The organism is Allokutzneria oryzae (assembly GCF_042429765.1).
Lineage (GTDB): Bacteria > Actinomycetota > Actinomycetes > Mycobacteriales > Pseudonocardiaceae > Allokutzneria > Allokutzneria oryzae.
Genome location: NZ_JBHLZU010000018.1, coordinates 686,000 through 698,970, shown reverse-complemented (window position 1 = coordinate 698,970; position 12,971 = coordinate 686,000). Strand labels below are relative to the sequence as shown.

Annotated in this window: 13 protein-coding genes; 8 read left to right on the top strand and 5 right to left on the bottom strand. The window is 69.1% G+C overall.

Annotated elements, in window-relative coordinates; translation table 11 throughout:
- Positions 1-131: 131 nt before the first annotated feature.
- Positions 132-2,519 (bottom strand): transglycosylase domain-containing protein, encoded by a 2,388-nt coding sequence (locus ACFFQA_RS22435; RefSeq protein WP_377855443.1) that lies wholly within the window; start codon positions 2,517-2,519, stop codon positions 132-134.
- A gap of 512 nt (positions 2,520-3,031) precedes the next feature.
- Positions 3,032-3,433, bottom strand: a complete 402-nt coding sequence (locus tag ACFFQA_RS22430; RefSeq protein ID WP_377855442.1) for a DUF5318 domain-containing protein — start codon at positions 3,431-3,433, stop codon at positions 3,032-3,034.
- A gap of 178 nt (positions 3,434-3,611) precedes the next feature.
- Between ACFFQA_RS22430 and ACFFQA_RS22425 the strand changes: the two genes are divergently transcribed.
- Both ACFFQA_RS22425 and ACFFQA_RS22420 read left to right on the top strand, forming a co-directional pair.
- Positions 3,612-4,187 (top strand): PadR family transcriptional regulator, encoded by a 576-nt coding sequence (locus tag ACFFQA_RS22425; protein ID WP_377855439.1) that lies wholly within the window; start codon positions 3,612-3,614, stop codon positions 4,185-4,187.
- 19 nt (positions 4,188-4,206) lie between these two features.
- Positions 4,207-5,298: an inositol-3-phosphate synthase gene (locus ACFFQA_RS22420; protein ID WP_377855436.1), complete on the top strand. Its 1,092-nt coding sequence runs from the start codon at positions 4,207-4,209 to the stop codon at positions 5,296-5,298.
- A 49-nt stretch (positions 5,299-5,347) separates the two neighbouring features.
- On the opposite strand, the gene ACFFQA_RS22415 is transcribed toward ACFFQA_RS22420, so the two are convergent.
- The gene (locus ACFFQA_RS22415; protein WP_377855433.1) at positions 5,348-6,022 is read right to left on the bottom strand and encodes a type 1 glutamine amidotransferase domain-containing protein; all 675 of its coding nucleotides are present in this window, start codon (positions 6,020-6,022) and stop codon (positions 5,348-5,350) included.
- Positions 6,023-6,120: 98 nt separating this feature from the next.
- On the opposite strand from ACFFQA_RS22415, the gene ACFFQA_RS22410 reads away from it, so the two are divergent.
- Positions 6,121-7,014 (top strand): LysR family transcriptional regulator, encoded by an 894-nt coding sequence (locus ACFFQA_RS22410; RefSeq protein ID WP_377855431.1) that lies wholly within the window; start codon positions 6,121-6,123, stop codon positions 7,012-7,014.
- Positions 7,015-7,066: 52 nt separating this feature from the next.
- Positions 7,067-8,194, top strand: a complete 1,128-nt coding sequence (locus ACFFQA_RS22405; RefSeq protein WP_377855428.1) for an HNH endonuclease signature motif containing protein — start codon at positions 7,067-7,069, stop codon at positions 8,192-8,194.
- 297 nt (positions 8,195-8,491) lie between these two features.
- Here the strand turns inward: ACFFQA_RS22405 and ACFFQA_RS22400 are convergent, their stop codons facing one another.
- Positions 8,492-8,917: a hypothetical protein gene (locus ACFFQA_RS22400; RefSeq protein ID WP_377855425.1), complete on the bottom strand. Its 426-nt coding sequence runs from the start codon at positions 8,915-8,917 to the stop codon at positions 8,492-8,494.
- A gap of 172 nt (positions 8,918-9,089) precedes the next feature.
- Between ACFFQA_RS22400 and ACFFQA_RS22395 the strand changes: the two genes are divergently transcribed.
- From ACFFQA_RS22395 to ACFFQA_RS22385, 3 genes are read left to right on the top strand one after another with little or no spacing between them, the layout of a single operon-like run.
- On the top strand, positions 9,090-9,740 hold the full coding sequence (locus tag ACFFQA_RS22395; RefSeq protein ID WP_377855422.1) for a DUF998 domain-containing protein: 651 nt from the start codon (positions 9,090-9,092) through the stop codon (positions 9,738-9,740).
- A gap of 45 nt (positions 9,741-9,785) precedes the next feature.
- A complete protein-coding gene (locus ACFFQA_RS22390) occupies positions 9,786-10,157 on the top strand; it encodes a YciI family protein (protein ID WP_377855419.1) in 372 nt (123 codons plus the stop codon).
- Positions 10,154-11,416, top strand: coding sequence for an RNA polymerase sigma factor (locus tag ACFFQA_RS22385; RefSeq protein ID WP_377855417.1), 1,263 nt, complete (start codon positions 10,154-10,156; stop codon positions 11,414-11,416). The genes ACFFQA_RS22390 and ACFFQA_RS22385 overlap by 4 nt, the downstream gene beginning before the upstream one ends.
- A gap of 13 nt (positions 11,417-11,429) precedes the next feature.
- On the opposite strand, the gene ACFFQA_RS22380 is transcribed toward ACFFQA_RS22385, so the two are convergent.
- A complete protein-coding gene (locus ACFFQA_RS22380) occupies positions 11,430-12,182 on the bottom strand; it encodes a DNA-processing protein DprA (protein ID WP_377855415.1) in 753 nt (250 codons plus the stop codon).
- 100 nt (positions 12,183-12,282) lie between these two features.
- Between ACFFQA_RS22380 and ACFFQA_RS22375 the strand changes: the two genes are divergently transcribed.
- Entirely contained in the window at positions 12,283-12,963 is a 681-nt protein-coding gene (locus ACFFQA_RS22375) for an AAA family ATPase (protein WP_377855412.1), read from the top strand.
- The last annotated feature ends 8 nt before the right edge of the window (positions 12,964-12,971 follow it).

Below are 12,971 nucleotides of genomic sequence, written 5' to 3'. Positions count from 1 at the left end.
ACGGCTGGACACGGGCCGGATGCTACGTGAGCGCGGAGAGCGACACCGGACAAGCCGCCGAACAGCGCGAAGAAAACGGCCACCACCCGAACTCGGGTGGTGGCCGTCCCGCAACTCTGCTTTCAGCTGGGTCAACCGCTGCCGGGGTCGCGTCCGCCCCCGCCCCCGCCACCGCCGCCACCGCCGCCGCTGCCGCCACCGCGTTCCTGGCCGTCGCTGGACTTGGTGGTGGTGGGCTTCGAGGGCTTGGTGGGCTTGCAGTCCGGGTCCCACGGCGGGCACCACTTGGACGACGTGGTCGTCGGCCGCGACGGAGTGGTGGTCTCGTCGGGCGGGGTGGTCGTGGTCTGCGGAGGGGTCGTGGTCGTCGGCGGCGTCGTCGGCTTCGGCGGCTCCTGGTACTGGCCGATCCCCTTGGCCTTCTGGAACGGCACGACGGGCTTGCCGGTGAGGTAGGAGTCCATGAACTCCTTCCAGATCTGGCCGGGCTCGTGCCTGCCGTAGATGTCGTGCATGCCCGAGGGGTAGTTGCCCCTGATCGCCATCAGCTGCTCGGAACCGACCCACACGGCGGCGGAGATCTGCGGGGTGTAGCCGACCATCCACGCCTTCGAGTTCTGGGCGGTGTCCTTGTACTGGTGCGTTCCGGTCTTGGACGCCACCGGCCGGTTGCCCTTGAGCGCGAGCCTGGAGTAGCTGGCGACCTCGCTCATCGACTCGGTGACGTTGCGCGCCAGGTTGGCGTTGCGGTCACTGTCGGCGTCGTCGAACGCGGCCTTCTCCGCGAAGTGCCGCTTCTCGTAGTCGGGCTCGTAGGGCTGCTGGCCGTCGAGCACCTCCTTCACGAAGTGCGGCTGGATCTTCATGCCGTCGTTGGCGAAGGTCGCGTAGGCACCGGCCATGTCGATCGTGCGCACCGCGGTGGTGCCACCACCGATCGCGATGTCCGCGTATGGCGGACTGCCATTCGCACCGACGAGGGTCTTCTTGCCCTTGATCTCCTTCGGGATGCCGGCCTGCCAGGCGGCTTCGGAGATCGTGAGGGGCTTGAGGTCCACCGCCATCTTGATGAACACGGTGTTGACCGACATCTTCATCGCTTCGCGCACGGAGCACTGCTTGCCGCATTCGCTGCTGTTGCCGGAGTTGTTCCAGTTGCGGCCGGCGATGGGGATGCCAGAGGTTCCGTCGTAGGTCGCCCCCAGCCCGATGTTGTTCTCCAGTCCCGCCAAGGCGACGAACGGCTTGAACGAGGAGCCGGGCTCCTGCGGGGACTGGGCGAAGTCGAGACCAGCGCCGTTCTCACCGCCGTAGTACGCCTGGACCCCACCGCTCTTCGGGTCAACGGCGACGAGGGCGCTGCGCAGTGACTCGACGTTGCGCCCCATCACCTTCTCCACCGCGGCCTCGGCAGCCTGCTGCGCCCCCGGGTCGATGGTGGTGACGATGGTGAGACCGTTCTGCCCCTTCTTGAGCAGATCGTTCTCCTTGATCTTCAGCGTGTCTTCCAGCTCCGACAGGATCTGGTCCTGGATGTGCAGCATCGGACCGCTGATGCCGCCGTTGGTCTTGGTCGACCGGGGCTGCACCTGGGGGAACGGCAGGGTCTTCGCCTGTTCCTCGGTGATCCAGCCACCCTTGGCCATCCGGGGCAGGACGAGGTTGCGCCAGCGGTCCTCGACGGCATCCCGGTTGCGGTCCGGGTCCAGCCGGGACGGCGCCTGGAGCACGGCGGCCAGCAACGCGGCCTCGGCCGGGTCCTTGATGTCCTTGACGCTCTTGCCGAACATCGCCTGGGCACCGGCGTCGATCCCGATCGTCCTCGCCCGGAACTGAGCCGTGTTGAGGTACGCCTCCATGATCTTTTCTTTGTCCTGCTGGACGTTCATCTTGAAGGACTTGACCAGCTCGACCCACTTGCGGCTGAGGGTGTTGTCGTTCTCGCCCGTGGACAGCTTCACGTACTGCTGGGTGATGCCGGAGCCACCGCCGACACCGGTGGTCGCCTGGTTCCACACCGCGCGCAGGATGCCGATCGGGTCGAAGCCGGGGTTCTCGTAGAACGAGGCGTCCTCGGTCGAGGTGATGGCTCGCCGGACGATCTCCGGAACCTCGTTGTGCGTGACGTAGGTCCGGTTCCCGTTCTCCGGAACGATCTTGCTCATCGGCGTCTTGCCGTCGCTGAACATCAGCGTGACGGTCTTGCCCTGCTCGGCCAGGTACTCCTGCGGGCTCTTCACGTCGACCGAGTAGTAGGTGATGATGAACGCCACGATCGGACCGATGATCGCCAGCCCGCCGAGCACGTAGCAGGTGCGGCGGACGCGGCGCCAGATCTTCTTCTTGCGCAGCCTGCGCTCCTCCTCCTCGGTCAGCTCCCCGTCCTCGCCGTCGAGCCCGTCGGCGTGGTTCTCGAAGTCCTCGCCTCCGGGGATCGGCTCGCGGTGGGTCAGCAGCTGCGGCTCGCGCGGGTAGTCCTCCTCGACCGGAGCGATCATCTCCGTCGGGGCCTGGATCATCTGCGTCCGCGCCTCGTCGGGGTTGCGCCGCGGCGGCGGACCGGGCGGCGGGAACCCACCGGGACCGTTGGGACCAGTGGGGCCATTCGGACCATTCGGACCGTTGGGTCCATACTGTCCACCGGGACCGTTCTGCGGCGGCCTACCCGGCGGCGGTCCCATGGGGGCGCCGGGGGGACGGTTGGGTCCCTGCGGCGGTCGCGGACCACCGGCTGGGGGGATCCCTCCGGGAGGCGTGGCGGGACGCGGCGGCGGACCGCCGGGGCGGGCACCGCCTGGCGGCTGCGGCGGGCGAGCCGGGGGAGCGTCGTCATCGTCCCACTGGGGGCTCCAGAAGCCGGTGCTCTCGTTCGGTTGTTCCGGCCCAGGGCCGGACCCGCGCCCTCCGCCGTCAGGTCGGTTGCGCTCGTCGTTCACGACTTAGCCTCCAGAAACCGGCGTCGCCCCGACAGGACGCCGCTCGGTGTAGTTCTCCGTTCCCCCGTGGGACTCCAGCACCAGTGCGTGTTGGCTCACTCCGACGCGGTCTTCCTCCGCGATGGGCTGGGCAGACCACGCGTCCCCAGGACGTATGACTGCACCAGGTGGTTCCAACCGCACGTGCGGCAGACCTCAACCACGTAGACGGTGAACTCCTCGTACAGAGTTGCCAGCTTGACCAGTTCCTCCGCGGTGCGGGCGGAACCGGCGGCGTGCTTGAGCTCGTCCCCGTAGACCCAGGACACGTGCGTCAGCGGCTCCTTGCGGCAGACCGGGCACGTCGTGGTGCTCGGCTGCCCGTGGAACTTGGCCGCCCTCAGGAGATAAGGGCTGGCGTCACAGACTTCGGCGACACCCGTCCGACCCGCGTAGACCTCCGCGAGCAGCGCTCTGCGCTGCAACGCGTAGTCGACCACCTGCCGCTGGGTTCGCACGCCCAACAGCGTACGTGCCGAGCCTGTGAAGGCTCGTGAGCCGTTCAGGGCAGCACCGCGCCACCCCAGGTCAGACCGGGTGATGTCGGCTGAATCACGTAGGTGCGGAGGTAGGGGATGGGTATATCGGCTCGATATAGTCACCGATGGCCCGCGTGACGAGTGCGAGGAGGTGCCGGTGCTGGAGCTCGCGATTCTCGGCCTGCTGCATCGACACCCGATGCACGGCTATGAGCTGCGCAAACAGCTGTGCGGGCTGTTGTGCGGGCTGCGCTCGTTCTCCTTCGGCTCGCTCTACCCGGCGCTGGGACGGCTGCAACGCGCCGAGCTCATCGCTGAGGAGAACGCCGGAGCCGGCACCGGGAATTCCCCCAGCGGCCGGAACCGGAAGGTGTACAACCTCACGCCGCGAGGACGGGAGCACTTCACGGCACTGCTGGCGGAGGACGGCCAGCAGGCGTGGGAGGACGAGTGCTTCGGCGTGCGGCTCGCGTTCTTCTCGCGGACACCGGCGTCGGTGCGGGTGCGGATCCTGCACGGGCGCAGGCAGTGGCTGGCCGAACGGGCGGAAGGGCTGCGGGCCGCGCTCGCCCAGTCCGCCCGGCTGACCGACCAGTACGTGCGCGAGCTGCACCGGATGAGCCTGGACAGCACCGAACGCGAAGCGCTGTGGCTCGACGAACTCATCGCGCGGGAGCGGGGCGGTGGCGAGCTTTGCCCGGACCACGGCGACCGCGCGGACCAAGCCAGATAACCCAAGGAGGAACCCGGTCATGGGCGGAGACCGCAACACGGTGCGGGTGGCCATCGTCGGCGTCGGAAACTGTGCGGCGTCCTTAGTACAGGGCGTGCACTACTACCGGGACGCCGAACCCGACGCCCGGGTTCCGGGCCTCATGCACGTGCAGTTCGGCGACTACCACGTGCGCGACGTCGAGTTCGTCGCCGCGTTCGACGTTGACGCGAAGAAGGTCGGCCGCGACCTGTCCGAGGCGATCGTGGCCAGCGAGAACAACACGATCAAGATCTGCGACGTCCCGCCGCTCGGCGTCGCGGTGCAGCGCGGGCACACCCTGGACGGCCTCGGCAGGTACTACCGCGAGACGATCACCGAGTCCGACGAGGAGCCGGTGGACATCGCGGCGGCCCTGCGCGAGGCAAGGGCGGACGTGCTCGTGGCGTACCTGCCGGTCGGCTCCGAGGCGGCGAGCCGGTTCTACGCGCAGTGCGCCATCGACGCCGGGGTCGCCTACGTCAACGCGCTGCCGGTGTTCATCGCCTCGGACCCGGAGTGGGCGGAGAAGTTCCGCGCGGCCGGTGTGCCGATCGTCGGCGACGACATCAAGTCCCAGGTCGGTGCGACGATCACGCACCGCGTTCTGGCGAAGCTGTTCGAGGACCGCGGCGTGATCGTGGACCGCACGATGCAGCTCAACGTCGGCGGCAACATGGACTTCAAGAACATGCTGGAGCGGGACCGCCTGGAGTCCAAGAAGATCTCCAAGACACAGGCGGTCACCTCGCAGCTGGAGCACGACCTCGGCAGCCAGAACGTCCACATCGGACCGTCGGACTACGTCGCGTGGCTCGACGACCGCAAGTGGGCCTACGTCCGGCTGGAGGGTCGCGCGTTCGGTGACGTTCCGCTGAACCTGGAGTACAAGCTGGAGGTCTGGGACTCGCCGAACTCCGCAGGCGTGATCATCGACGCGATCCGCGCCGCGAAGATCGCCATGGACCGGGGGATCGGCGGCCCGATCCTGTCGGCGTCCTCGTACTTCATGAAGTCCCCGCCGGAGCAGTACACCGACTCGCTCGCGCGGGAGCGGGTGGAGCAGTTCATCCGGGGTGAGATCGAGCGCTGAGCCCAGGGGGCGCAACGAGAAGACGTTGCGCCCCTTGGCTTTCCCCCGGTCAGTCGGCGAGGGCGGCGAGCACGCCGTGCGCGGTCCCTGTCGCCGACGCCGGATTCTGGCCGGTGACGAGGCGGCCGTCGCGGACCACGTTCTCGGCGAAGTTCGGCGCGACGCGGTAGCGCGCGCCCAGCTTCTCCAGCTCGGTCTGCAACAGGAACGGCACGATCTCGGTCGCCTCGACCGCCGCTTCCTCGTCGTTGGTGAAACCGGTGATCTCCCTGCCCGCCACCAGCGGCGTGCCGTCGGAGAGCCGCAGCCCCACCAGCGCGGCGGGACCGTGGCACACGGCGGCGACCACGCCGCCGTTCTCGTAGATGTCCCTGCCCAGTGCGGCGAGGTCCTTGTCGCCTGGGAAGTCCCACATGGTCCCGTGCCCACCGGCGTAGAAGATCGCGTCGTAGTCGGCGGCGTCGACCTGCGCGGCGGTCGGGGTCCCGGCGAGCCGCTCGCGCTCGCTGTCCAGGAACTCGCGCTGGACCGCGTCGTCGGGGTCGAAGCCGGACTCGGTCGGCTTGCCGCCCCGCACGGACACGTAGTCGACCTCGAACCCGGCGGCCCGGAAGACCTGCCACGGGTGCGCGGCCTCCTGCACGTAGTAACCGGTCGGCTTGCCGGTGTCGCCGAGGGTGTCGTGGCTGGTCAGCGCGATCAGCACCTTGTGGGGGCGAGCCATGTCGATTGCCTTCCTCTGCAAGGGGTTCGCCCCGAGGCTAGGTCGGACAACCCATCGCCCACCAAGAGAACTGAGCAGGTCCAGCCATAATGAGATTTATGGATCTGGGACAGCTGCGCAGCTTCGTCGCGGTCTACCGCGCCGGCTCGCTGACCTCGGCGGCAACGGTGCTCGGCCTGACCCAGCCCGCGGTGAGCGTGCAGATCCGCGCGCTGGAGAACCGCCTCGGCAGGCAGCTCTTCCGCAGGCTGGCGCGCGGCGTCGCCCCCACCGCGTTCGCCGACGAGCTGGCCAGGCGGGTCGGCCCGCACCTGGACGCCCTGGCCGGGGTGGAGCTGGAGCTGACCAAGGAGGAGTTCGCCAGGACGATCCGCTTCGGCGGCCCCGCGGAGGCGATGTCCCTGCTGGCCCTGCCCGCGCTGGCCCAGCTGGTCCGCCGCGGCCTGCGCCTGCGGGTGGGCCTCGGCCTGGCCGACGACCTGCTGGAGGACCTGGCGGAGGGCCGCTTCGACCTGGTGCTCTCCTCGGTGCGCCCGCGCCGCAGGGGCCTGGTCGCGACGCCGCTGGCGGACGAGGAGTTCGTGCTGGTCGCGGCGGCGGGTGCGGAGTTCCCCGACCTCGCCACGGCCCCGATGCTGGCCTACGCCGAGGAGCTGCCGCTGACCAGGCGCTACTGGCGGTCGGTCTTCGGCGGCCCGCCCCCGCACACGGCGGCGGTCGTGGTGCCGGACCTGCGGGCGGTGCTGTCCTCGGTGCTGGCGGGAGCCGGGATCGCGGTCCTGCCGAGGTACCTGTGCGCCAAGGAACTGGAATCCGGAGAGCTGGTACTGCTGCACGAGCCGACGGAACCACCGATCAACACGTTCTACCTGGCCACCCGAGCCGACCAGGCGCAGCTGCCGCACATTCGCACGGTAACCGAGACGATTATCGCCGCCGCGAAGAACTGGTTGCCAATTTCTTGCCACCGCCGCAAATGTAGTAGCTCGTAAATTAACCCGATAGAGCACCGATCTCGACGAGCGAGCGAAGTACTATTGAATTATGACCCCCGACGAGACCCTCGACGCAATCGAGGATGCCTACCGCGCGGTGAATCACGCGCACGCGGTCCTGGCACGCCGTCTCGCCGAATTGGTGGTCAGCACGGATTTCGCCGAATACCCCTACCTCGGTGACGAGGTCGGCGCTCTGTTGTCGATTTCCTCGCGCAAGGCCAGCACGCTGATCAACCACGCCGAGAACCTCGCCTCCCGCCCCGCCGTCCTCGCCGCCCTGGAGGAGGGCCGGATCGACCAAGGCAAAGCCCTGCTGATCGTGGACCAGCTGGAGCCGCTGACCGCCGTGCAGGCCGAGATCGTGGAAGCGGTGCTGATCGAGTACGCCCGCACCCACCACTACAGCCGGATCCGGCAGCACGCCCAACGGTTGATCGCCAAGCTCGACCCGGAAGCGGCAGCCCGGCGGCATGAGGAGAAGAAGCGCACCCGGCGGGTGGAGAAGCTGAATCTCGACGACGCGATGTGTGCGCTGCGGTTCCAGTTCACCGCCCTCCAGGGCGCCCTGGTCTGGGACCGCATCGACCGCATCGCCCGAGGTCTCGGCGATGATGAGCGCACCATGGACCAACGCCGCGCCGATGTCGCGTTTGACCTGCTGATGGGTAAGGAGACCGGTGCACCCCAGGGGGAGGTCAAGGTCCTGGTCACCCTCCCCGCGACCACGTTGATGGGGATGGACCAAGAGCCCGGGATGCTCGCCGGGTACGGGCCGATCCCCGCAGACGTGGCCCGCGACATCGCCGCCGGAGGCACGTGGAAGCGGATCCTCACCGACCCGGTGACCGGGGTAGCGGTGGACGTGGGGCGCACGAACTACCGCCCCTCAGCCGCCCTCGCCGACCTGGTCCGAGCGCGGGATGTCACGTGTGTGGCCATCGGCTGCCGCCAACCGGCGCACCGCTGCGATCTGGATCATTGCGAACCGTTCGACGGCACCAACACCATCGCGGATGACCTCGGCGCGAAATGCCGACGACATCACGTAATGAAACATCACACTCGGTGGAAACGAACCCAGCTCCCCGGCGGTATCCATATCTGGACCACCCCGATGGGACGCACGTATGTCCGGGAACCGGAACCGATAGCGGATCCCGCTCCCCCGTTTTAAAACCCGGCCCCGGCTAGCCCGCCACCGTATTAGGTGAGCGGGCTAGCCGGGGTCGGCGCCCAAGGAAATCCGCGCCTGAGTCCGGAAGAATTATCCGAGGGCAACCCGACGAAGTCGGGGCGGCAGCACCACCCGTGATACCCCAGCCGCACAGTTGAAGAAGACGCGGCGGCAGACCGGGTTCGAAGGCATACTCCCGGGCGGGGTGCGAGATGAAACGGCCGGAGAGCGGTGGCATCCATGAGGGGACCGCCGCACACCCTCCGGCCGTTCCAAGCCAGTGTTTGCGCGTCGACGTCAGATGCGGGTCATGGTGGAGGGGTAGCCGCCTCCACCGGGGTAGACCCATTCGCCGGTGACGGTGGTGCCGTCGGCGTTGAACGTGCCCTGGTAGTAGGCGGGGCTGCCTTTGGCTCCTCCCCAGATGGTGAGTGTGTCGCCGGTGAGTTCGTAGACGTAGTCGAGGGTGTTGCCGGTGGAGTCGTAGAACCGGGAGACCACGTCCGCGCCGGTGGGTTCGCCGAACGGGCGGAGGTTGCCGATCACCTCAAGGCCGGTGACGGATTGGCCGTGCTGGGCGAGGTCGACGTGCTGGAGCAGGAAGAACTGGCCGGGCATCCACTCGTACCGCACGGTTCCCTCGGCGCCGCCGGTCACGGTCCAGGTGCCGACCAGGCGGTCCAGAGCCTTCAGTTCCTCGCTCGGCTGGATGGGGTCAGTCATCTTGTCCTCCTCGGTGGAGTGCTGGGTGGGTGTTCGCCGCTACCTCGGAGGCGGCACGCACATCTCGACACCCGCTGTTCGTGACTCAGGTCACGTTGGGAGCGTGTCGAGATCCAGCGATCGGCCACGAGGTAGCGGCGAGAACCCACCCAGCGCTCAGCAGGAGGAAGTCATGACCACCGTCGCCGCACCCACCGCCGCCACCCCTGCCGCCCGTCGCTGGCCGGGTCGCCTGCTGCTCGCGGGTGCGTTCGCCGGGCCGGTGTTCTACGGCTCGGCCACTGTCCAGATGCTCACTCGGGAGGGATTCGACATCACCCGGCACCCGATCAGCCAGCTGGCCACCGGCGGTCTTGGCTGGATTCAGATCGCGACGTTCGTGCTGGCGGGCCTGGGTGGTGTGGCGTTGGCGGCGGGCATCAAGCGCACCCTTGTCGAGGGGATCGGCCGGCGGGCGCTGCCGATCTTCATCGGGATCTTCGGCGCCGGGCTGGTCTCCGCGGGCCTGTTCACCATGGATCCGGAGAACGGCTTTCCGGTGGGCACGCCTGACGGGCCGGTCGCCCGGATGTCCTGGCACAGCGTCGTGCACTCGGCCTCGGCCGCCGTCGCCTTCACCGCACTGGCCGTTGCCGCCATCGTGCTGACTGTCCGGTACGCCCGCCGCCGGCAGGTGGGGCTGGCCGTGCTGAACGGCGCCGCCGCGCTTGTGCTGCTGTTGCCCGTATCGCCCGAACACATGAGCATCCAGATCGCGGTGAACGGCCTGGTCGCGTTCGCTTGGACGACCGCCCTCGCGGTGGCTCTGCGCCGTGCCGCCTGACCTCGACATGCTGTTGCCGACACGATCGGAAAGAGGAACCTCGTCGTGAAGTACCTGCTGCTCAGCTACACGCCGGCCGCCGCGTGGGACGCCGCGACCGCCGGCACCCCGTCCGAGGAGGCCATGGCGGCGTTCGCCGCGTACCAGAAGTTCGAGCAGGAACTGCGCGAGACTGGCGAGTTCGTCAGCAGCGAGGGCCTCGGCCACCCGGCGGTCAGCACCACGGTCCGCAAGACCCCCGACGGCGTTGTGGCGACCGACGGACCGTTCGCCGAGCTCAAAGAGGTCCTGGCCAGCTTCGCCGTGATCGACGTCGCCGACCACGAACGTGCCATGGAGATCGTCTCGCGGATCGTCGAGGTGCTGGGGGAGCCGATCGAGATCCGCCCGATCATGGGCGACGACTTCGGCACATGACCCACTCCGCCGGGGAGGTCGACCACCTGCTGCGCACCGAGGCGCCGCAGGTGCTCGGCGCGCTGGTGCGGCGTTTCGGTCATTTCGACATCGCCGAGGACGCGGTGCAGGAAGCGCTGCTCGCCGCGAGCCGGGCATGGCAGGCACACGGCGTGCCGGAGAACCCGCGCAGCTGGTTGATCCGCATCGGCTACCGGCGCATGGTCGATCTGCTCCGCTCCGACCAGGCCCGCCGCAGGCGCGAGCGGGAAGTCGGCATGGCCGAACTGGCCATGCACGAACCCACCCGCCAGGCGAGCCCGCCACCGGCGACCGACGACAGCCTCACGGTGCTGCTGCTCTGCTGCCACCCCGCGCTGCCAACCACCTCTCAGGTGGCTCTCACCCTGCGTGCGGTTGGCGGCCTCACCACCGCCGAGATCGCCCACGCCTACGGCACGACCGAGAACACCATGGGCACCCGGATCAGCCGCGCCAAACAACAACTGGCCCGGGCCGGCGCCCGATTCACCCCACCCACCGACACCGACCGGGACAGCCGGCTCACCGCCGTGACACAGGTGCTCTACCTGATCTTCAACGAGGGCTACACGGCCACCGCCGGCACCGCACTCACCCGCATCGACCTGACTCGCGAAGCGATCCGACTCACCCGCATGCTCCGCGACACCCTGCCCGACGACGACAAGACGACCCCGGAAGTGGCCGGCCTGCTCGCGCTGATGCTGCTCACCGAATCCCGACGCTCCGCCCGCACCGGTGGCGACGGCGAACTGGTGCCGCTGGAGGAACAGGACCGGACACAGTGGAACCCCGACCTGATCCGCGAGGGCACCGAACTCATCGACAGCGTCTGGAACCGGCGCGAGACCGGCCCGTACCAGCTGCAGGCAGCGATCGCGGCCGTGCACGCCGCCGCCCCGTCACCCGAACAGACGGACTGGCCACAAATCGCCGCGCTGTACCTGTGGCTCGAACGGCTCAGCCCGACCGGGCCGGTCCGTCTCAGCCGCGTCGTGGCAGTCGCCCAAGCCTACGGACCCACTCGGGCCCTGGCACTGCTCGACGACCTCAACCAACGCCACCACCTCGACCAGGACCCACTCACCCGGCAACGAGAACGCGCCGTCCGCGCACACCTCCTCCAGCTCACCGGCAACACCACCGCTGCGGCACAGCTGTACCGCGAGGCAGCTACGTTGACGGACAACCAGGTCGAACAGAGGTACCTGCTGGACCGGGCCCAGAACCTCGGCTGACTCCGGCGTCGGCCTAGGCTGCGGCCAACGCGGGAACGTCCAAGGAAGTAACCACGTGCCGTGGCCCGGACAACACGGTCACCCCTGGCAGGGACGCCATCCGAGCGGCCCACTCCACGGCGAGCACGTCCTGGGCGAAGAAGACAGGCCGCCCGCTCTCCACCGCCGACTCGGCGAGAACGCGGGCCTCGCAGTACTCCTCAGCGTCCACGACCACCACACCGGCACACCGGCTCATCAACGCGCAGCGCTGACGGAGCCGGTGCCGCGCGGGCGGAGTGTCGGGGAGGAACTGCGACACCACGGCCCCGTTCCGAGCGATCTCCGCTTCCAGCAAGGAGTTCTCGAAGGGGTAACAGTGCCGCAGACCGGTTCCGACCACGGCGACCGTCCGCGCCCCGGCGGCCAGCACCCCGCGGTGCACGGCGGCGTCGGTCCCCGCACCGAGACCGCTCACCACGGTCCACCCCGCCTCGGCCAGCACCGAAGCGACGTCCCTTGCCCGCGCCAGCCCCCGCCTGCTGGGCCGACGGCTGCCGACCACGGCCACCGACCGGACGTCCCGCGACGCCAGCACGCCCCGGTAGGTCAGGAACGGCGGTGGCTGCGGAACCGACCGCAACCAGGCCGGGTAGTCCGGATCGCGCAGGGTGACCAGGCCGATGCCCTCGCGCTGCCACGCGGCGATCTCCTTCTCGACCGCCTCCAGCCGCCCGCCGCCCCGCAGGGCGAGCAGGAAGGCGGCCTGCTCCAGCCTGTCCACCATCACCACAGCATATCGAACAGGTGTTCGAATGCGTCAAGTGCCGCCCGACTCCGATCACTGCCGCCTGGCCTCGACGGGGGCGTCTGGCAGGCTGAGGACCATGAGCTCATCACGGCCGGAGGTGGTCGGCCACCTCGTCGAATGGCTGACCCGAATCGACCTCGCGAGACCGGTGCGCGTCGCCGTCGACGGCCCCGACGCGGCGGGCAAGACGACGCTGGCCGACGAGATCGCCGAGGCCCTGGGCCCGCGCGCCGTGCGGATCTCCGGTGACGACTTCCACCGCCCCACCGAGGAGCGGCTGCGGCGGGGGCCGCTGTCGGCCGAGGGCTACTTCCTGGACGCCTTCGACCACGGTGCGCTGCGCCGCGAGGTGCTCGAACCGCTTGGGCCGCAAGGGGATCGGCGCTACCGGACGGCGACCTGGGACCACCTGACGAACTCCAGGCGCGAGGACCCGGCCGCCACCGCGGCCACCGACGCGATCGTGGTGGTCGACGGCGTGTTCCTGCTGCGCGAGGAGCTGCGGGACGCCTGGGACGTGCGGATCTTCGTGGAGGTCGGCGAGGAGGAGCAGATGCGCCGCGCCGTCGACCGCGACACCGAGCTCTTCGGTTCGGCGGAACGGGTCCGAGAGCGCTACGCGGTGCGCTACCGGCCCGCGCACGAGCTGTACTGGAACAGCGCACGGCCGAAGGAGGCCGCCGACATCGTCATCGACAACACCGACCCCGGCAGTCCGGCGATCCTGCGCTGGACGCGGAACGGAGAAGGGCTCTAACAGTCCAC